This is a genomic window from Rhizobium sp. Leaf306 (assembly GCF_001423425.1).
GTDB lineage: Bacteria > Pseudomonadota > Alphaproteobacteria > Rhizobiales > Rhizobiaceae > Neorhizobium > Neorhizobium soli.
Genome location: NZ_LMNX01000002.1, coordinates 882,041 through 901,252 on the forward strand (window position 1 = coordinate 882,041; position 19,212 = coordinate 901,252).

Sequence of the window (19,212 nt, forward strand, 5' to 3'; positions counted from 1 at the left end):
GGCGACAGCAATCGGGAGTGGCAGTTTATCGTGAGCGCGCAAAATGATCGGAACACCCCAAGAGAACCGCGTTGGCTGGGACCGGTCTCTCCCAATCGCATTGCTCTGATACCGGCCATATCGGCAGCTCGATGGCTTCTGGTTCTGATTGTTGCTGCGTCGATCTACTTCTTCTACGGCTTCCTTGTCCCGGTTCTGGCCGCCCTTGTCATCGGATTTGCCAGCTGGCCTCTCTATCGCAAGCTTTTGGCCCGCGTTGGCGGAAACACGACAATCGCCGCGACGCTTGCCATTCTGTTCATCCTCGCCTTTCTGATTGTGCCGATCGGCGTCGCGATCAGCTACACCACGGGTGAACTGCGCCAGTGGTTCAGCTGGGCGGTCGAAGTGAACAGGTTCGGGGCGCCGCCTCCAGCCTGGATCATCGGCCTTCCCTGGGCCGGTGATTGGCTCGGGTTGCAGTGGACAAAGCATGTTGGGTCACCTGGCGCTATCGGCGAGCTTGTACAGATCGTTAGCGGAGCCAATATCGGCAATATCTACCGCGCCGTGATTGCTGCCGGAGATGGCGTCTTCCATCTTGTTCTGACCATGCTGTTCATGATGATCGCGCTGTTTTTCGTTTATCGTGACGGCGCATCGTTTTCACGCCAGATTGATCTCGTTGGTGAGCGCATCCTGCCGTCGCGGTGGGAGCGGATTTCGCGTGTCGTACCGGCGACAATTAGTTCGACGGTGACCGGGATGACGTTGATTGCGATCGGCGAAGGCATCGTGCTTGGCGTGGCCTACTGGATTGCTGGCGTCCCCTCGCCTGTGACACTTGGGGTCATCACTGGTGTAATGGCGCTTATTCCGGGCGGCGCGCCGCTTTCGTTTACGCTGGTATCTGCCTATCTCGTTGCCAACGGCTCGTTCGTCGCAGGGATCGGGCTGTTCACGTGGGGTGCGGTGGAATTGTTTATCGTCGACAAGACGGTTCGTCCGCGCCTGGTTGGCGGCCCGATCAAACTGCCATTCCTTCCCACATTCTTCGGCCTTGTCGGTGGTGTGAAAACCATGGGCTTTCTCGGACTGTTTATCGGTCCGGTTCTGATGGCGCTGATTGTGTCGATATGGCGGGAATGGATTCGCGAGGTCCGGATGGCAGAGACGACCGAAGTGCAATCGGCCGACCTTGCGGTGTCGCCCACCGAAGCGGCGGAGCGGGCCTATAAGCGAAAGGCGCAAACGCCTTAAGCGTTCAGCCCCGCTGCGGTGACGCCTCGCTGGCGCCATCATTGAGCAATCTAACCCCAACAACCGCCATTGGGGAAAACAGCATGAATTCCGCGCTCATCGTCATGACTATTTTGGGCTGCAACGATTCGGCTACGGACTGCCGCTACATCTCGACGGTCGACCAGAGATGGCCAACGGTCGCCATGTGCGATGCCGTTTCCGAAGACAGGCTACCGTCCTATGCCAATCAGCCTTACCCGGTGATCATCGCCGTCTGCCAGAATCCGGACGATGCGATCGAGACAGCAACGCAGTCGCAAACCCCTCCCGTGCGGGATCAAGCGTCCGAGCCGATAGCGGCGGCTCCCGAGCCAAACAGCGACGTAAGCGAGAAGCAGAAGGAAGGTCTGGCCAGCCGTGCGATCCAGCGGGTTCGCAACGTTTTGCCAACGACCGAAGGCGTCAAGACGCTCGTGACGACGCCCGTAAGGCTTGTCGAAGGCGGTTATTCGTGGGTTGCCAAGCGTTTCGACCGCTAATCTCAGGCAGCAAGCGCTAACTCGCTCGCATAGGCCCGTGCGGCGAACCGCATCTCCAGACGATGCCGTCTCTCGATCATCTGGATCATATCCGAGACTGCCGGATGCTGCCCTGCAGCCCCTGAAAACCTCTCGATTAAACGACCGCAGACATCAGCGGTGGAACGACCCGCCGACGCGTCGCGCCAGAGCAGGACAGCCTCGACGAAGACGGCGGCAATCTCCCTTGTCAGACCACAGGCTTCAAAAAGGGCGCGAACGGCATGAAGGCGGCCTGTCGCCAGGATAGGCCTCACGCGACGCTCTCCGAGCCCGGAAAGGGTCGATACCGCCTCTGCAACGAGATCCGCCTTGCCAAGGCAGAGGGCGTGGATCAGGAAAGACGGTGTGAGGCGTCCCGATGCCCGAAGATGCTCGACAAGTGCCGGCACTTCCTGCTGGGACGTCGTTCCTGCAATTGCGACGGTTGCCGCTTCGTCGGCCTCGCGGCCCACATATTCGATACGGCCGCGAGCAAGCGTCGAGCGGACCAGACCGCAGTTGAGAAGCGTGTCCGCGATATGGCTAACGAGCATGTGGCGCGCTTCTGAAGGAAGGTCTTCGCGCTCGAGCAGAAGGTTGCGAATGTCGTGGCGCTGTCCATGCCGCTCGGCGATCCGGCGCAGGGATATGCCTGTGATCAACGCAGTGCCACTTTCGAGCAGAATTAGAATTTCCGGCTCGTCGCCGATTTCTGCAAGTGCTGCACAGGCGCCGCGGGAAAGATTTGGCCGCGAAGCGATCAGACGCCGGGTCATTCCATCGCCTCGGCCGATCAGGTCGACAAGATCCGAGTCGCTGATCACGGGCGAGCGGGCAATCACCGTACAGGCGATCTCGACCTGATCTTCCGCAAGCGCGAGGATGATCGCACGAGGAGCCTGAGGCGAATCGGCGATCGATTCTGCCAATGCGAGACGTACGCGCGGCGAAGGGTCATCGAGAAGGTAAGTGATCGCCAATCCGGCAGCCTTGCGCTCTTCCGCCCCCATCGCCGCGTGGAGATATGCTCGACCAAGGGCATCCGCTGCGCGGGAACGGTCCCCAGCTCTTGCCGTCTCAGCCCAACGAAGAAATGCCTGTACGATCACGACCTGCCCCGGAAACACAACGCTGCTGCTCCGTCTGGAGCAGCCTGGTGCCACGGTAGAGACAAAAAGTTTAAGATTGGTTCACCATGTTCCACACCCGGCGCGGCGCACCTCACGCGTAGCCTGAACCAGGCCGAGAGTATGAAATCTCACGTCGGACGGATCAGTTCGAACACGCCCTCGCCGGCATCGGAATAGTCACGGTAACCCATGCGGCCGACCGGTCGGGCAAGCTGCATGTCGATTCGGCCATCCCGGATGATGTCTTCGGAGATATGGATTCCGACCACCTCGCCAAACACCATGTAGGCGTCGGTGAGCTCGCCCTTGAGATCCTTCGGCTGGATCACTTCGGTAAGACGGCACTCCAGCGCGGTATAGGCCTCCGCAACGTAGGGCGCGTCGACGACCTCTCCCATTCTGGCGGTGAGGCCAGCCAGGTCGAACTCATTCACCCCGTAATCTACCGGAGCCGAGGAAGCGTTGACCTGTTCGGAAACATGGCGGCTGGCCATGCTTGCCGTGAAAAAACCCGTGTCCGACGCATTCTTCAGACTGTGCTTGCGTCCCGACGAGGAGAACATCACGATCTTGGGGTTATCGGACACGATGTTGAAGAAAGAATAGGGCGACAGGTTCAGCGAACCGTCGCGGCCTTTGGTACCGATCCAGCCGATCGGCCGCGGCGCCACGATGGCCTTGAAGGGATCATGGCGCATGCCGTGGGCGTTCGTGTCGGTGCGATAAAACATGCGTTCAACCTGCGTAGGTGACAATGTCGGCAAGAGCCGGCCGCGGCCGGTCCGGCGTCGCGAAATCGCTCGAGCCGATATGAATGAAACCCGCGACCTTTTCGCCCGGGCTTATGCCAAGAGCGTCGAGGGCTCGCTCGTCGTAGCACACCCACTCGGTGCGCCAGTTGGCAACATAGCCATGTGCATTTGCAGCCATCAGCATGTTGAGGCAGACAGCGCCAGCCGACAGGACCTGCTCCCATTCAGGGATTTTGACGTGGGGCTGCGCGGTGCTGACAACGGCAACGACAAGCGGTGCACGTGTGAAACGCGTCAGTTCAGCCTGTTTGGCCGGTTCATTCATCTCCGGGTTACCGGCGAGCGCGAGTTCAAGGAAGGTTTCGCCGAGCTTCGTGCAAACGTCACCCCGATAGACGACAAGGCGCCAAGGCGCGATTTTGCCATGATCGGGAACGCGGACCGACATGCTCAAGATCGATCCGAGCTCTTCTTGCGATGGGCCCGGGCCTGTGATCTGGGCAACGGGCGTCGAGTGGCGCTCTTGCAGGTAATCGCTGAGCTTCAGGTTGTTTTCCATGTCGAAAGCTTCCGATCGATACGTGATATAGAGGTAGGCCTTGAAAATGCCCGGACGTTCGTCTTCAAGTGGCTTCTCGCAAAACAAGAGTCAACGGGTCATATCCTGATGCCAGGCCTATCGTTTGTTACCCGTATCGCTGCTGCAGGCCTGCTGCTGTTGACCGCTGCCGACCTGGGGTTCGCGCAAAGCGATGCGTTCGGAAGCTTCCGCCAGCTCGACAGCACGGGGAAGATGCCCAAGCTTAACGCCTTCTCGGCCACACCTGGCGAAAGCGCCGGCTCGATCGCGAAGGATGTGCGGTTTGATGCCAGGCTGACGGCTGACAGCGACGTGATGCAGGAAGGTCTTGCCTGGCGCGTGTTCAGCCCGATTGCCGGTGTGGACGGCAAGCTTCCGCTTGTTGCAAGCTCCGACGGCGGATCCGCCGCGTTCCAGCTGGCGCCGGGTGATTATTTCGTGAATGTCGCGTTCGGCCGCGCCGGCGTCACGAAAAAAGTAACTGTACCTTCTGAAGGCGACTTCCAGAAACAGACGCTCGTCCTTGATGCCGGCGGGTTCATCCTGAACGCGGTTGCCGGAGCGGACCAGACTATCCCAGCGGCACAGCTGAGCTTCTCCGTCTATGCGGCCGAAGTCCGCGAAAACGGCGATCGGGCCCTCGTGATGTCGGAGGTAAAGCCCAACACCATCGTGCGGCTTGCGACAGGGACCTATCACGTGGTTTCTGAGTACGGTGACATCAACGCCGTCGTGCGTGCCGACATCCAGGTGGAAGCGGGCAAGCTGACGCAGGCTGTCTTGCAGCACAAGGCCGCGGAGGTGTCGCTGAAGCTCGTGTCTCAGCCGGGTGGCGAAGCCATCGCCGACACGGCCTGGTCGGTGCTGACGGCAGCGGGCGACGTGGTCAACGAAAGCGTCAGCGCCCTGCCCTCCATGGTGCTGGCCGAGGGCGACTATCTCGCCGTTGCCCGCAACAAGGACAAGATCTATCAGCGCGAATTCAAGGTGACGGCTGGTAACAACGTGGATGTCGAGGTGTTGATGCGCAACGCCAACCCGTCAGATGCCACGACCGCTGCCGTCGTGCCCGACTGACATCGGCTTCCTGGGTCAACTGGCCTTCTTGAGAAACCGCTGACGTCTGACGGGTCGCATGGAGAAGACGGCACTGTGGAGCAGACCGAGCAACTCCTTGCGATCTGTGGTCCCAGCCATATCGTCCCAGCTCATCGCCCTGCCCACCCGTGCCGTGATCGACGTTCCAGACAGGCGTTTAAACTCGCGGATGAGAAGCGACAGCCTGAATGTCATCGAGATCCGGCTGGCCAGGTGAAAGAGCCGACCATTCTGGCCCTCGAAATAGACCGGAACCACGTTGGCCCTGGTAGCCTGAATGAGTTTTGCGGCAAAGATCTTCCACGGCAGGTCGTCGGCAATGCCGAAGCCCTTCTTCGCGGTTGCGACACCGCCGGCTGGAAAGATAATGATGGTCGTGCCGTCTTTCAGCAGCCGTATCGCTTCGTTCCGCGTGTGCATGTTCAGCACCAGCGCCTCCTTCGTTTCCTCGAAGGATACGGGCAGCGAATAGGGTTCCATTTCAGGAACCTTCAGGAGATCGTTGTGGATCAGCACGCGGAAAGGTCGGCCGAGCTGTTCGGCAAGTGCCAGCACGGCAATTCCGTCTCCGATGCCGAACGGATGATTTGCAACGATGACCAGTGGAGACTGCAGCTGTTCTTCGGGAGGCCACGCGCCTTCTATCTCGAGACCCACGTCGATGATATCGAGCATCTTGCCGAAGACGCGGTCGCTCTTGCCGACGATGTCGGTGCGCCAGATATCATACAGCCGGGCGAAACGATCGCGTCCCGAGAGCCCCTCGATAGACCGGATGAACCAGCGCTTGAAGCGCGGATCCCTGTCATTGGCGTAGGAAAGTTCTCTGAACCGCAAATCAGTCTCCCAACGGAAAGGCGCATCCGATGAGAAGGCAATATTACAAAACGATTGCAGTTTTTTGACAGCACCCGCGGACATGGCCCGCGGGCGCTGGTATTGATCAGGCCGGGCGCTTTCTCAGTGCTGCGCGGCGGCGAAGGTCCGGCGGCGTCGCTTCTTCCGCAAGCGACCGAATCGCCTCTTCTAGCGTCATCGACGTTTGCGCCTGCGAGCCGAGACGACGGATGTTGACCGAGTTCTCCTCGGCTTCCTTCTTGCCGCAGACGATGATGACCGGAACCTTGGTCACCGAATGCTCGCGGACCTTGTAGTTGATCTTCTCGTTACGGAAGTCGGTCTCGACCTGCAGACCGGCATCGCGCAACTGTTCGGCAACTTCCCGACCGTAGTCGTCTGCATCGGACGTGATGGTCGCGACAACGACCTGGGTCGGTGCAAACCACAGCGGCATGTGGCCTGCGAAGTTCTCGATCAGAATGCCGAGGAACCGTTCCATCGAGCCGCAGATGGCACGGTGGATCATCACCGGCTGCTGCTTTTCCGAGTTGGCATCGATGTAGAAGGCGCCGAAACGCTCCGGCAGGTTGAAGTCGACCTGAGTCGTGCCGCACTGCCATTCGCGACCGATCGCATCCTTCAGCGTATATTCGAACTTGGGGCCATAGAAGGCGCCCTCGCCCGGAAGAATGCCGGTCTTGATTCGACCACCGGACTGTTCTTCAATGGTTTTCAGAACGTCCGTCATGACGCTTTCGGCGCGATCCCAGAGATCATCGGTGCCGACGCGCTTTTCCGGACGCGTGGAGAGCTTCACGACCACTTCCTCGAACCCGAAATCCTCGTAGACGGAGAGGATGAGATCGTTGATGCGCAGGCACTCGGCTGCCATCTGCTCGTCCGTGCAGAACACGTGTGCGTCGTCCTGGGTAAAGCCGCGCACGCGCATCAGGCCGTGGAGAGCACCGGATGCTTCGTAACGGTGGACGAGGCCGAACTCGGCAAGCCTGATCGGCAATTCGCGATAGGACTTGAGGCCGTGCTTGAAGATCTGGACGTGGCCCGGGCAGTTCATCGGCTTCAGTGCGAAGACGCGATTGTCCGCTCCCTCATCCTTCGGATGGGTGAAGGCATAAGCGGATTTCACCGCGAACATGTTTTCCTGGTACCAGCCCCAGTGACCTGACGTTTCCCAGAGCGACGCGTCGAGAACCTGCGGTGCGTTGACCTCTTCGTAGGTGCCGGCCAGGCGGCGGCGCATGTAGGAAGTCAGGGTCTGGAACATGCGCCAGCCCTTGCCGTGCCAGAAGACGACGCCGGGGCCCTCTTCCTGGAAATGGAACAGGTCCATTTCGCGACCGAGCTTGCGATGGTCACGCTTTTCGGCTTCGGCCAGGATATGCAGGTAGTTGTCGAGCTGCTCCTGCTCTGCAAAGGCCGTGCCGTAGATGCGCGTCAGCATGACGTTGTTGCTGTCGCCGCGCCAATAGGCGCCAGCCACCTTCATCAGCTTGAAAGCCGTGCCGATCTGGCCCGTGGACGCCATATGCGGCCCGCGGCACAGGTCGAACCAGTCGCCCTGATAATAGATCTTCAGATCCTGGTCTTCGGGAATGGCATCGACCAGCTCGACCTTGTAGGCCTCGCCCTTGGCTGCAAAAACCTCGCGCGCCTTGTTGCGCGGCCAGACTTCCTTGGTGAAGGGCTTGTTGCGCTGGATGATTTCCTTCATCCGCTTTTCGATCTTCGGCAGGTCGTCCGGGGTGAAGGGCTCGGCCTTGGCAAAGTCGTAATAGAAGCCGTTCTCGATGACGGGACCGATGGTCACCTGCGTGCCGGGCCAGAGCTCCTGGACGGCTTCTGCCATCACGTGCGCTGCATCGTGGCGGATCAGTTCGAGTGCCCTGGGGTCCGTACGGGTAACGATCTCGATCTGACCGTCGACGACGGGGTCGGAGAGATCGCGCACGGTCCCGTCGATCGCGATCGCGACAGACTTTTTGGCAAGCGACTTGGAAATGGATTCGGCAACTTCACGGCCGGTCGTGCCGGCATCATACGTGCGGACGGAGCCATCGGGAAATGTAAGGGAAACCTGGGACATGTTCTATCTCCTGTCCAGTCCCGCCAACGAATGCGGGTGGTGGTAAAATGGCCAGATCGACCGGCCGGCAACGGGCGCGGTGATAGTGTGTTTCGGGCCGTTAGTAAAGGTTTGGAACCCGCGAACGGATGGTCGGAAAGCCTTTAGCTTCCGAGCTCTGGCGAGCTGCAAGGACTGACGCCTTTTGAGATAGCTGGGCTGGTGTCACGCTTATCCATGACGCCAGTAGCGCCAGGGCATCCACCAGACCTGGCGTTGCCTCTGCAGGTCCGGAACCGGGTCCAGTCCGCCGGAGCCACCAGGACCGCAGCGCGCGACTCGGTACAGTGTCATCCAGAGACCGGGCCAGAGCCCGTGTCGGGCGATCGCCTCGTAGCCATACTCGGAACAGGTCGGAATATGCCTGCAGCCGTTTCCGACAAAGCCGGAAAGAGTGAGCTGATAGAACCGGATCAGTCCCATACCGGCGAGGCGTCCGGGCGTCTTTTTGAACGGGCCGTGATAGTTGCGAGATCGAAAGGGCCCGCCGCGTTTCGTGTCGTGGTCACAATCCGGCGAGCCGCACATCAGGCGGTCGCTTTGTCGGCCCGGTCGCGGACGTCGATCTGATCGAGCGCGTCAACGACTGCGTCGAATGTCAGCATGGTAGACGGATGCCGGGCCTTGTAATCCTTCACAGGCTTCAGGTAGCGCATGTCTTCGAAGCGGCCGACCGGGCCTTCGCCGCCCTCTTTCAGCATCGACAGCATGTCGACCCTCGCCTGGCGCAGTTCGTCGACAGGCGCGCCGACGATATGCCGTGCCATGATCGACGACGACGCCTGACCGAGGGCGCAGGCCCTCACCTCGTGAGAGAAGTCGCTCACCACGCCGTCACTGACTTTCAGGTATACACGAACTTTTGAACCACAGAGCTTGGAGTGCTTTTCGGACGTCGCATCCGCATCGTCCATTGCACCCGCGCGGCCAATGTTCCCCGCAAATTCAAGAATTTTCTGGTTATAGATCTCGTCCATGTCGCTCGCTCACGTCATCGTCCTCGACATCCGCTCGACCGATCGAACGCACCGTCTACCGGGATGACCTACCACAATCTGGATTAGGCCCCTATATGTTGTCCGCGACGGGAATTATCAAGGAAACACGTTTTCGAGAAACACGCGAAAACGGCGATGGTATGCCTTGAAAATTCGGAACGCGCAGACGAAAAGTCAGGGAACTGGTATTCCGGCGTGATCCATGGCGATCAGCTTTTTTACCATAGTGAGATCGGATGTGGCCCTGGCCCGCATCGAGGGACACAAGATGGATGCTATTTTGAAGAATTTTCCGGCCTCCAGCCAGAAACAGCCTCGTCCGACCCAGCAGGAAGCTGAGGACGCCGTGCGCGTCTTGCTCCAGTGGTCCGGTGACGATCCGGAGCGCGAAGGTTTGCTCGATACGCCGAAGCGCGTTGCAAAAGCCTATCGCGAGCTCTTTTCGGGCTATGATCTGTCGGCCGAAGAGGTTCTCGGCCGGACCTTCGAGGAGGTCTCGGGTTATGACGATATGGTTCTCGTTCGCGATATTCCATTCTTCTCCCATTGCGAGCACCATATGCTGCCGATCAAAGGCAAGGCGACCGTTGCCTATCTTCCGCAGGGCCGGGTCCTTGGATTGTCCAAGATTGCCCGTGTGATCGAGATCTACGGTCGTCGCCTCCAGACACAGGAAAATCTGACGGCGCAGATCGCCAGCGCGATCGACACGACATTGAAGCCGCGCGGCGTGGCTGTCCTGATCGAGGCGGAACACATGTGCATGGAGATGCGCGGTGTGGAGAAGCAGGGCTCTCAAACGCTGACGACCCGGTTTACCGGTGCGTTCAAGACCGACGCGGCCGAGCAGGCGCGCTTCTTTACCATGGCCCGCAACCGCTGAGCGCCGAAATGACAATGACTTTTGAAGCGCCGTCGTCGGATAAGGCCGAGCTCGAGGGTGACGGCGCCTTTACGCCGCGTTTCGATTCCGACGGTCTTGTGACCGCTGTCGTGACCGACATTCGCGATGGCGAATTGCTCATGGTGGCGCATATGAACGCAGAGGCGCTCGCGCTGACGATCGAGACCGGCGTCGCTCACTACTACAGCCGGTCGAGAGCGAAACTCTGGAAGAAGGGCGAGACCTCCGGCAATCTGCAGACTGTGCATGAGGTCAGGACCGATTGCGATCAGGACGCCGTCTGGCTCAAGGTCTCGATGTCCGGCCATGACGCCGCTTGCCACACCGGGCGACGCTCCTGTTTCTATCGTGCGGTAAAGAAAAGTGACGGTGGCGCTGTCCTTGAAATACAGGATCAGCAGCGTCACTTTGATCCAGAGCATGTGTATTCTGGTCATGATGAGACGGGAAAGCGGTAGGCGTCTGCACCGCTTTCATACCATCCCCACCTGAATAACGAATTGGCAACCAAACGATGCGTTAATTGGTGTACGTGGCTGTGTGCAGCTGAGAGGTGATGGCGATGATGAATTGGAGTTGGAGTCGCAACGAGCGGCAGGCCGCGCCAGCAGACGCTGTCACAAATCGGCTCCAGACGTCCCCTCCTCCCATTGTCATTGAGCAGCCACGCAAGGCAAAGCTGTCTCTAGCACTTGGTGGCGGCGCGGCCCGCGGATGGGCGCATATCGGCGTGCTGCGCGCGCTTGACGAAGCCGGCATCGAAGTCGGGATGATTGCCGGCACATCAATCGGCGCGCTGGTCGGAGGCTGCTATCTCGCCGGCAAGCTCGACGAACTCGAAAGCTTTGCCCGATCTCTGACCATGCGGCGGATCGCGGCGCTTCTCGACCTCACCATCGGTGGCGGCGGCCTGATCGGCGGCATGCGGTTGACGAAGCGAATGCAGGAACACCTGCAGGGCATCTCCATCGAGGATCTCGACCGTCCCTTCGTCGCAGTCGCGACGGAACTTCATACCGGGCACGAAGTGTGGATTTCGGCCGGCTCTCTGATCCGCGCCCTTCGGGCGTCCTACGCGCTGCCGGGGATTTTTGAACCTGTGAAATGCAGCGGCCGCACGCTGGTCGATGGCGCGCTGGTCAATCCGGTCCCGACCTCCGTCTGTCGCGCCTACGAGCAGCCGCTGGTCGTGGCCGTGAACCTCAACTACGATGTCTTCGGCCGGTCCGCGGTTGTCAAACACACTGCAGCCGATGCGCCGGACGATCACGAGCGTTCGCGCCATCAGGACGACCCCCGCGTCGGTGTCACCGGCACCATGGTGCAGGCGTTCAACATCATCCAGGAGCGCATATCGCGGGCGAGACTGGCCGGCGATCCGCCTGATCTGGCGCTGCATCCGCGCCTCAACGATATCGGTCTGTCCGAATTCCACCGCGCCGGCGAGGCGATCGACCGGGGCTATGAGGCCACCATGTCGCAGATCGTGGCGCTTCAGCGCATGCAGGAAGTTTTCGCCCGCTGAGATGCGGGCGATGGTGCCGCTCTCCCAGCCGCCTTACCCGGCGATATAGGCCTTCATCTGTTCGGCCTCGATCTCCACTTCGCGCAGCCGCGATTTCACGACGTCGCCGATCGAAATGATGCCGGAGAGCTTGCCGTCGGCTTCTACCGGGACATGGCGGAACCGTCCCGCCGTCATCATGCCCATCACCTCGTCTGCCGTCTGATCCTCCCGACAGCGTTGCACGGAGGTTGTCATGACAGCCTTGACCGGCTGCTCCAGCGCATCGACGCCTTTGGTGGCGATGCAGTGGACGAGATCTCTCTCGGTGAAAATGCCGGCAATACGCCCCTCCATCCCGGCAATGATCACGGCACCGATGTTTCGGTCGTTCAAGATGCCCGCGATCTGCCGCAACGTCTCGTCCGGGCTGACGGTCACGACGTTACGGCCCTTCGAATCCAGCATGCTCTTTACGGTCGTCGACATGGCTCGCTCCTCCAAAACCATTCGAACCGAAACGTCTCCCCTCAAAGACATTTGCGGCACAGTCCCTCGACGCGAAGTTTAAGACGACAGCAACTGGAGATCAAGCGGGCGCCAATGGTTGGTCATCGGCGGCAATTCTGTCGAACAGGCCGAAAAACAAAAAGCCGAAGAGAAAGCCACCGATATGAGCATCCCAGGCGATCTCTCCGACATCGGATCCGATCAGCGGCAGGCCGATGGCGACAAGCACGTTTCCGAAGAACCACATCGCCGTGAAAATCACCACTGTCCGGTTCCGGAAAGAGCCGAGTATGGACTGACGTGGATGGAGATGGCCGAAACTGCGGTCGTATCCGCGGCCGTCCGGGAACGCGAACCGGCACGCGGCGCCCATCAAGCCTGAGACGACGCCTGAAGCGCCGACGAGTAGCGTCTGGTCGCCCCAATGCAGGCCGGCATGGAAGAAAGCTGCCGCCGCTGCCGAGAAAATCCAGAACAGCATGTAGCGGAGAGTTCCGATGCGGCGCACGACCGGCGCTCCAAAGGCGACCAGCCAGAGTGCGTTAAAGCCAATATGCTCGATACCGCCATGCAGGAAGGAATAGGTGACAGGCGTCCACAGCCATTCGAAATTCTGCTCCGCAAACGGAACGACGTAGCGTACGGGCGTGAAGGCGAACCACATCAGCACCGAGATCTGCGCCTCCTCGTCGAGCAAGTAAGCATCGACTAGATAGACGACGGCCAGGAACAGGACCGAGATCACCAGACTTCGGGGAAGATTGAAAACTGGCTGCGACGACTGGTCGTCGATGGCGTCCGCATCCCTGTCCGTATCGTTCGCGGCACCCGGCAGGTCTTGCCTGTCGCTCATCACAATTCCTTCCCTGTTGAAGCGTCAGGCTTACAGGACGACCCGCCTGAAGAAAAGCTGCAGATAGCACCAGATACAAGCACTTAGTCGCCGGGTTCGACATTCTTTCGTCTAGGCTCACCGCTCTGGCATGGTTTTCGCAGCGTTAAGGCTGACCCTCGTGTTGTGCCTTAGAAAGCGGTTCAGCACGGGATGAAGCGTCTCGAAATGGATCACGGGAAAGCGAATGCGAAATCCGGCTACGACGGAAATCTTCGAATACTGGACAGGTCTGTGCGACGGGCGGTTGCCTCCCATGCGCAACGAGATCGATCCGGTCGCCCTGCGCAGATTTCTGCCTCATCTCTTCATCGTCGCAAACGAGGCAGACGACCAATTGACGTTTCGGCTTGCGGGAACGCGGTTATGCGAGTTGTTCGGTGGCGAGTTTCGCGGGATGCCGTTCCGCACGATCTGGGATCTCGAAGAAAACGATCGCGCCCAGGAGGTCGTCATGCAGATCCTCGTCCATGAGAAACCCGCGATTGCCGACGTAGTCCTGAACGTAGCCGGCACGTCAATCGAATGCGAAATGCTGATGATGCCGCTTCGCTCTTCCGAAACCGGAAGCGACCGGGTACTCGGAGCACTTCTGCCTGCCGACGGCCCGTTCCCGGTGGCGGCCAGACCGGCAAGTGGGCTGCATCTTCAAGATTGGGGCTTTGTCGAAAGCGATGAAACCGGCGGGTTGTCCGTCTGCGGGCATGACCAGCCGCAGTTGGTCCAGTCAGGACTTCTGCGCCGCTTCCTGCCGGCGAGCTTCTTCCCACAATGACGGCTTCGGGAACCATATATTAACGCCCTGTCGCTAATGTAGGCTAGGACTCTAGCTGAAAAAGCGCTCATCCATGTTTTCCGGCACCTCGTCTCAGGCATCCGTTTCGCAAGCAACTGCAGCGCAGCGCTCATTCCAACGCGTCTCCGTGAACATCGGCGGCCGCTTGATGCTAGCCGACCATGAGGAATATGCTTGCACCGCGATCGAGATGTCCCCCGGGGACGTCAGCTTCCAGTGTGCCGGTCGTCCACGGACCAACGAGCGGGTCATCGCCTATCTCGATCACGTCGGCCGCCTTGAAGGGACAGTTCTCAGTGTTGCCGGCGGCGGCTTCCTGATGATGATCAACGCGACCGACCGCAAGCGCGAAAAACTTGCCGCACAGTTGACCTGGATCGCCAACAAGCATGAACTCGGGCTGCCGGAGGACCGTCGCCACGATCGTCTCACCCCGCGCAACACCCGTTCGGAGATTACTCTCGACGACGGGCGCCGCTATCCGTGCCGGCTGCTTGACCTTTCGCTTTCCGGTGCGGCTGTCGACATCGAGACCCGTCCGTCAATCGGGACCCCGCTACGCCTCGGAAACATGCGCGGACGCGTGGTGCGTCATTTCATGGAAGGCGTCGCGATCGAGTTTCACTCGGTCCAGTCCCGCGAAGCGCTGACCGAGTTCCTCTAAGCCTCATCATATCCATTTTCTAACCGGCCTGCCCGCAGCTGAGTTGTGCTGTGTCTGCTCCGGCGTGAATTATTACGATCACCGCCATCGTCAGCGGCGCTGGACTTGCTGGTCCGACACACCAAAATCCCGAAAAAACACGTGGCCAGAATTATTTTGTGCCTTTTCGGGATTTTTTTCGCGCAGTTTTAGGCGGCGAAACGGGCTGTTTTGGTCGCGATTTCGTCCCGGAACGCGGCGAAGCAAAGCAACAGGCACAGGCAGATCGAAGACTTCGCTCACCTTTCGATGATGTCACGTTTCATCAAAGCGATGCCGTATCAGGGAGATAGGAGCGGATAGGTCAAATTTACCTCGCATTTTATGCAAATACGCCGAAAAAGCAGTGCGTATTTTATGAAAAAGCACGTCGAATTCGACGCGTATTTTCGCCAAAGTTGATTAGAATAAGCATCTGATTTTACTGCGGTATTTTGCGGTCGATCAAAGGGTCTGAGGCATTGTTTCCCCACAACGGGGAGACAAGAAAAATGAACTGCCGTAAAGCTCTCGCTCTCGCAATCGCCGCCGCTGCAATGATCGGCTCCATGACCGTCCAGTCCTTTGCGATGCCATCCGGCGCCATGCGCGTTATCGGCAAGGCAAACCCGCCGATCGGTCATTACGAATTCTGCAAGACCTACACGAGCGAATGCGTGGCATCCTACAAGGACGCCGGCCCCGTGGCACTCACCGAAGACACCTGGCGCACGATCCTCGACGTCAACTACACGGTCAACACCTCGATCACACCGATGACCGACCAGGAAATCTACGGCGTCGAAGAGCGCTGGGCATACCCGCGGACCGTCGGCGACTGCGAGGACTTCGTGCTCCTGAAGCGGAAGATGCTGACGCAGCAGGGCATTTCGCCTTCCAACCTGCTGATCACGGTCGTGCTGCAGCCGAATGGCGAAGGTCATGCAGTCCTGACCGTCCGCACCGATCGCGGCGACTTTGTCCTCGACAACATGCGCAACAAGGTCATGATCTGGACCGATACGGAATACACATACCTGAAGCGCCAGGCGACCGATGATCCGGCGCGTTGGGTCAAACTCCAGGACGGCCGGGCGACCGCAGTCGGCAGCGTCAGCCAGTAAGACAAGATTACCCCGACGCCGATCGACCATGTCATCATTCAGAACGCCGGCAGGGCCTCCGAGGAGGTATCCTGCCGGCGTTTCCGTTTATGGCGCTCACCGCTGTCGCGCGACTATGACTAACGATCCATTAACCACAAATCCGCAACAATGGCGGTATCGCTGCCGGCGCGGTCGCACCCCTCGTTCGGTCCGCCGGCCACTCCAGTGACGAGAGCCCGGCCGCATGCAACCCGACAGCCTTAGTGAAACGGACAGCCCGCTTCTATCCAGGCGAACCCTGTACAAGATCACCGGCATCGTGGTTGCGCTTGGCATAGTGACCAGCGCCATCAGCGTTGGCGGCCGATGGCTCGGCGAGCGGATGATGCTGGGTGGCCATTCCGAGAGCACCGAGACATTCGACTTGGTGATCGGGCAGGATACGATCCAGCTTTCAGCCAACACGCTCCGTTTCAAAGAGCAGAGACGGAGCGGTGCAACTGAACGGGCGGATCTTTATCTGACCTGGCCGGAAATGACGGGCTACAGCGCAACCAATCGGGGGAGATTCGACACCGTCTCCCAGCCGGCATCTCTTATCTTCGTACAAATGTCGCAGAGCACCATGTCGCGCGACATGTCGGGGCGGCTTCAGCCGATCTACGAGGGACTTTTCGAAGGCCCGGCAGAACCGGCTGAGCATGGGCTGACACTGCATCGCCTCCGGGCGGACAGCGGTTACGGGAACGAAGTGATTCTGACGGGCGCACAGCCTGGTGCCGCCTCTCCCTACGCCGTGCGTTGCCTATTTCCATCGGCGGGAGAGCGCCCTACCAGCGGCGACTGCCAGCGCGATATCCGAGTCGGGCAGGATCTGACCGTGCTTTATCGATTCTCGAGCGTGCTTTTGCGCGACTGGCAGAAGATTGACGCCGGAGTTCGGACATTTGTCCAAACCCGCCTTTTGACCGAGCGCCCGGTAACGCAGGTCAATCGGTAAAATGGTCCTCTGCGAAGCAACCAAACGTTCATCATAAACCTCTTGGTAACGCTGTTCCCCTAGATTGCCTGACAACGGGCCCATCGGGGGCGCTGAGCCCGGACGTAATACAACCACCATGCAAGCGATGAGTGCGGCAGTGTCGAAGAGCATGTTTTCCACAATCCTCCCCAAGGGACGCGTGGCAGTGCCGGGAAAATTTCTCGGTTGTCTTTTTACGGTGATCTTGGCCTTTTCGAGCCTCGCCAGTCCGGCGCATGCCGATCCGAAATATGCAGGGATCGTCGTCGACGCCAAGTCTGGAAAGGTTCTTTACGGCGAGGATCCGGATGGTCTTCGCTATCCAGCTTCGCTCACGAAGATGATGACCCTTTACCTGACCTTCGAAGCGCTCGAGGCTGGTCGTATCACGCTTGACACCAAGGTTCCGGTTTCTGCGCATGCTGCGTCCGAGCCGCCTTCGAAACTGGGTGTGCGCCCCGGCGGCGCCATCAATGTCGATCAGGCGATCCGTGCACTCGTTACGCGGTCGGCCAATGATATGGCGACAGCACTCGGCGAGTTCGTCGGTGGATCCGAAGACCGCTTTGCGCAGATGATGACGAACAAGGCACGTGCCCTCGGCATGACGCGTACGACGTATCGGAACGCACACGGCCTGCCCAACACGGCGCAGATGACGACGGCACGTGATCAGGCGCGCCTCGGCATCGCTCTTCGCCAGCATTTTCCGCAGTATTACGGTTACTTCTCCATCCGCACTTTCAATTTCGGCAAGCAGACGATCGGCAACCACAATCGCCTGGTCGGGACTGTCCGCGGCGTCGACGGTATCAAGACCGGTTATACCCGCGCAGCCGGCAGCAATCTGGCAACGTCGGCACAGCTCGACGGTCGCTCGATCGTTGCAGTCGTGCTCGGTGGCCGCTCCAGCGCCGCTCGTGATGCGACGATGCGCAAGCTCGTTGCGGAATATCTACCGAAAGCCTCCCGCGGCGGTCAGAGCAACCTGATCTCGCAGGCTCCGTCCGCTCCGGTTCCGACACCATCGCTTCCCGTCGCAAGCCAGCCGCGTGTCGCTGCTGCAGTATCCGATGCCCGTCAGGTTTCGGCTCTCGACCTTCCTAACAGTGGCCCCATGCCCGGCGCTCGCTATGACGAGACGGCAGCACCTGCTGCGACTGCCTATCTCGGCGAACCGTCGCAGAAGCGGACGGCTTCGGCAGCGATGAACTCCGCAATGCTCGGTTCTGGCGCTGTCCCGACCCCTGCCCCGGAATATGTTCCGAAGCGCAGTGGCGCCGGCGAGCGGACCGAAATGGCGGCAATCGATTCCGTCACCACGGCATCCACCCGCGATACGCCTAAAGTGTCTCTCAAGGGTGATGTGTCCGGTTGGGTCATCCAGATTGGCGTCTCGCCCAATCCTTCGATGGCAAACGAACTCCTGCAGGATGCGCAGGATAAAGGCGGCAAGGTATTGCGTTCCGCCAAACCCTTCACAGTCGCCTTCAGCACCAATGGCGGCCAGGTCTATCGCGCTCGTTTTGGGGGCTTCGGCGACCAGAAGTCCGCGATCGATGCCTGCAATATCCTGAAGAAGAAAGGCGTGAACTGCTGGGCGTCGATACAGTAATCGGCCCATCAGACGACCACTGAAAAAAGCTGCGCCAGCCACCGTGTTTTGTATCCGCCGGCGCAGTGAAATCTCGATAGTAATGCGTAAACGGGGTTTCCTATGGGAATGAATGAAAACAGTATCGGCTTCGTCGCCAACGCGACGAAGTCCAAGGCCCGCGGCATTGCGCTCAATCCGCTCCACGAAGCGGCCATGCGGCTTGCGGGAATGGGAATGGCGGGAATGAACCTCTCTTCGCGTTCCCGGGAAAAGACCAAGGATCTCGTCACCCTGCTGCTCAGCCATGGAGCCCGTGCGTGGCGCCAGTCGCAGCCACCGGCTCAGATCCATCTGCATGTCGGGCTGCGTGCCGGACGCGCGTCGGTCCGTTTGAGACTTCGCTGACTGAGACTGGGCTGAATAGCTAGAGAAGACCGAGTTCGGCGAGGTGTCGCCGCAACTCTTCCGGCAGCTGGGTGACATCATCTCCCAGTCCGCCGAGGTCCTTCGGGATCTCGTTATCGAGGAGATAACGCCAGCCCTGAAATGGCCGCTTCGGCATCGGCGCGGTTTCGATGACTTCGGGACCGAGCACCAGCTGGCAACGGCCGATACCATCCTCGCCCTTAACTGTGCGAACCTCCAGAAGCTTCTGGCGCGCAGAGACCTGCCCCTTGATCACCCAGTAGAGCGACCCGCCATCGACGAGCTCTTCCACGCGCTTCGGCATCATTCGCGTCGTGTGGATGCTGTGGGGTTCAAGGCCGGCGGACATGGCGGTCAGAGACCGCTCGGCCACCCAGTCCCTCAGGTCCTGGATGGAGTCGGCGCCGACGCAGAGCTTGATCAGATGTAGAGCCATGTCCGTTCAAAGCCGC

23 protein-coding genes are annotated in these 19,212 nt (G+C 59.8%); 12 read left to right on the top strand and 11 right to left on the bottom strand.

Annotated elements, in window-relative coordinates:
- Window positions 1-75 precede the first annotated feature (75 nt).
- Together ASG19_RS11935 and ASG19_RS11940 are read left to right on the top strand one after the other, a co-directional pair.
- Complete coding sequence (locus ASG19_RS11935; RefSeq protein ID WP_244476160.1) at window positions 76-1,239, top strand: AI-2E family transporter; 1,164 nt, start codon at window positions 76-78, stop codon at window positions 1,237-1,239.
- An 83-nt stretch (window positions 1,240-1,322) separates the two neighbouring features.
- The gene (locus ASG19_RS11940; RefSeq protein WP_062456943.1) at window positions 1,323-1,760 is read left to right on the top strand and encodes a hypothetical protein; all 438 of its coding nucleotides are present in this window, start codon (window positions 1,323-1,325) and stop codon (window positions 1,758-1,760) included.
- A gap of 2 nt (window positions 1,761-1,762) precedes the next feature.
- On the opposite strand, the gene ASG19_RS11945 is transcribed toward ASG19_RS11940, so the two are convergent.
- The 3 genes from ASG19_RS11945 to ASG19_RS11955 all read right to left on the bottom strand — a co-directional run bounded on the left by ASG19_RS11945 (window position 1,763) and on the right by ASG19_RS11955 (window position 4,222).
- Entirely contained in the window at window positions 1,763-2,890 is a 1,128-nt protein-coding gene (locus tag ASG19_RS11945) for a DUF2336 domain-containing protein (RefSeq protein ID WP_062458049.1), read from the bottom strand.
- A 149-nt stretch (window positions 2,891-3,039) separates the two neighbouring features.
- On the bottom strand, window positions 3,040-3,642 hold the full coding sequence (locus tag ASG19_RS11950; RefSeq protein ID WP_062456946.1) for a flavin reductase family protein: 603 nt from the start codon (window positions 3,640-3,642) through the stop codon (window positions 3,040-3,042).
- A gap of 4 nt (window positions 3,643-3,646) precedes the next feature.
- Window positions 3,647-4,222: a nitroreductase gene (locus ASG19_RS11955; protein ID WP_062458050.1), complete on the bottom strand. Its 576-nt coding sequence runs from the start codon at window positions 4,220-4,222 to the stop codon at window positions 3,647-3,649.
- Between the two features lie 108 nt (window positions 4,223-4,330).
- Here ASG19_RS11955 and ASG19_RS11960 point away from each other — a divergent pair, with 108 nt between their 5' ends.
- Window positions 4,331-5,320: a hypothetical protein gene (locus ASG19_RS11960; RefSeq protein WP_062456952.1), complete on the top strand. Its 990-nt coding sequence runs from the start codon at window positions 4,331-4,333 to the stop codon at window positions 5,318-5,320.
- 15 nt (window positions 5,321-5,335) lie between these two features.
- Here ASG19_RS11960 and ASG19_RS11965 read toward each other — a convergent pair whose 3' ends face one another.
- From ASG19_RS11965 to ASG19_RS11980, 4 genes are all read right to left on the bottom strand, one after another.
- Complete coding sequence (locus ASG19_RS11965; RefSeq protein WP_062456955.1) at window positions 5,336-6,178, bottom strand: lysophospholipid acyltransferase family protein; 843 nt, start codon at window positions 6,176-6,178, stop codon at window positions 5,336-5,338.
- Between the two features lie 106 nt (window positions 6,179-6,284).
- Window positions 6,285-8,285 (bottom strand): threonine--tRNA ligase, encoded by a 2,001-nt coding sequence (gene thrS / locus ASG19_RS11970; RefSeq protein ID WP_062456958.1) that lies wholly within the window; start codon window positions 8,283-8,285, stop codon window positions 6,285-6,287.
- Window positions 8,286-8,495: 210 nt separating this feature from the next.
- Window positions 8,496-8,852, bottom strand: a complete 357-nt coding sequence (gene yidD / locus ASG19_RS11975; RefSeq protein WP_062456961.1) for a membrane protein insertion efficiency factor YidD — start codon at window positions 8,850-8,852, stop codon at window positions 8,496-8,498.
- Complete coding sequence (locus ASG19_RS11980) at window positions 8,852-9,301, bottom strand: iron-sulfur cluster assembly scaffold protein (protein WP_062456964.1); 450 nt, start codon at window positions 9,299-9,301, stop codon at window positions 8,852-8,854. The genes yidD and ASG19_RS11980 overlap by 1 nt, the downstream gene beginning before the upstream one ends.
- Before the next feature lie 289 nt (window positions 9,302-9,590).
- Here ASG19_RS11980 and folE point away from each other — a divergent pair, with 289 nt between their 5' ends.
- The 3 genes from folE (at window position 9,591) to ASG19_RS11995 (ending at window position 11,751) form a co-directional block, all read left to right on the top strand.
- Window positions 9,591-10,205 carry a GTP cyclohydrolase I FolE gene (gene folE, locus ASG19_RS11985; RefSeq protein ID WP_062458053.1) on the top strand — a complete coding sequence of 205 codons (615 nt, stop codon included), beginning with the start codon at window positions 9,591-9,593 and terminating at the stop codon, window positions 10,203-10,205.
- 8 nt (window positions 10,206-10,213) lie between these two features.
- Window positions 10,214-10,684: a phosphoribosyl-AMP cyclohydrolase gene (hisI, locus tag ASG19_RS11990; protein WP_062456968.1), complete on the top strand. Its 471-nt coding sequence runs from the start codon at window positions 10,214-10,216 to the stop codon at window positions 10,682-10,684.
- A gap of 104 nt (window positions 10,685-10,788) precedes the next feature.
- Window positions 10,789-11,751, top strand: coding sequence for a patatin-like phospholipase family protein (locus ASG19_RS11995; protein WP_062458055.1), 963 nt, complete (start codon window positions 10,789-10,791; stop codon window positions 11,749-11,751).
- 33 nt (window positions 11,752-11,784) lie between these two features.
- On the opposite strand, the gene ASG19_RS12000 is transcribed toward ASG19_RS11995, so the two are convergent.
- On the bottom strand, window positions 11,785-12,219 hold the full coding sequence (locus ASG19_RS12000) for a CBS domain-containing protein (RefSeq protein ID WP_062456971.1): 435 nt from the start codon (window positions 12,217-12,219) through the stop codon (window positions 11,785-11,787).
- A 100-nt stretch (window positions 12,220-12,319) separates the two neighbouring features.
- On the bottom strand, window positions 12,320-13,093 hold the full coding sequence (locus ASG19_RS12005) for a rhomboid family intramembrane serine protease (protein ID WP_082476294.1): 774 nt from the start codon (window positions 13,091-13,093) through the stop codon (window positions 12,320-12,322).
- A 226-nt stretch (window positions 13,094-13,319) separates the two neighbouring features.
- On the opposite strand from ASG19_RS12005, the gene ASG19_RS12010 reads away from it, so the two are divergent.
- Window positions 13,320-13,907, top strand: a complete 588-nt coding sequence (locus tag ASG19_RS12010; RefSeq protein WP_062456974.1) for a PAS domain-containing protein — start codon at window positions 13,320-13,322, stop codon at window positions 13,905-13,907.
- Window positions 13,908-13,980: 73 nt separating this feature from the next.
- On the top strand, window positions 13,981-14,592 hold the full coding sequence (locus tag ASG19_RS12015; protein WP_062456977.1) for a PilZ domain-containing protein: 612 nt from the start codon (window positions 13,981-13,983) through the stop codon (window positions 14,590-14,592).
- A 90-nt stretch (window positions 14,593-14,682) separates the two neighbouring features.
- Here the strand turns inward: ASG19_RS12015 and ASG19_RS23895 are convergent, their stop codons facing one another.
- The gene (locus ASG19_RS23895; RefSeq protein ID WP_156461844.1) at window positions 14,683-14,874 is read right to left on the bottom strand and encodes a hypothetical protein; all 192 of its coding nucleotides are present in this window, start codon (window positions 14,872-14,874) and stop codon (window positions 14,683-14,685) included.
- Window positions 14,875-15,167: 293 nt separating this feature from the next.
- Here ASG19_RS23895 and ASG19_RS12020 point away from each other — a divergent pair, with 293 nt between their 5' ends.
- The 4 genes from ASG19_RS12020 (at window position 15,168) to ASG19_RS12035 (ending at window position 18,739) form a co-directional block, all read left to right on the top strand.
- Complete coding sequence (locus ASG19_RS12020) at window positions 15,168-15,734, top strand: transglutaminase-like cysteine peptidase (RefSeq protein ID WP_092662577.1); 567 nt, start codon at window positions 15,168-15,170, stop codon at window positions 15,732-15,734.
- 226 nt (window positions 15,735-15,960) lie between these two features.
- Window positions 15,961-16,716: a hypothetical protein gene (locus ASG19_RS12025; protein ID WP_062456985.1), complete on the top strand. Its 756-nt coding sequence runs from the start codon at window positions 15,961-15,963 to the stop codon at window positions 16,714-16,716.
- A 118-nt stretch (window positions 16,717-16,834) separates the two neighbouring features.
- Entirely contained in the window at window positions 16,835-18,352 is a 1,518-nt protein-coding gene (locus ASG19_RS12030) for a D-alanyl-D-alanine carboxypeptidase (RefSeq protein ID WP_062456988.1), read from the top strand.
- A 102-nt stretch (window positions 18,353-18,454) separates the two neighbouring features.
- The gene (locus ASG19_RS12035) at window positions 18,455-18,739 is read left to right on the top strand and encodes a hypothetical protein (RefSeq protein ID WP_062456991.1); all 285 of its coding nucleotides are present in this window, start codon (window positions 18,455-18,457) and stop codon (window positions 18,737-18,739) included.
- Between the two features lie 19 nt (window positions 18,740-18,758).
- On the opposite strand, the gene ASG19_RS12040 is transcribed toward ASG19_RS12035, so the two are convergent.
- A complete protein-coding gene (locus tag ASG19_RS12040) occupies window positions 18,759-19,196 on the bottom strand; it encodes a DUF1489 family protein (RefSeq protein WP_062456994.1) in 438 nt (145 codons plus the stop codon).
- Between the last annotated feature and the right edge of the window lie 16 nt (window positions 19,197-19,212).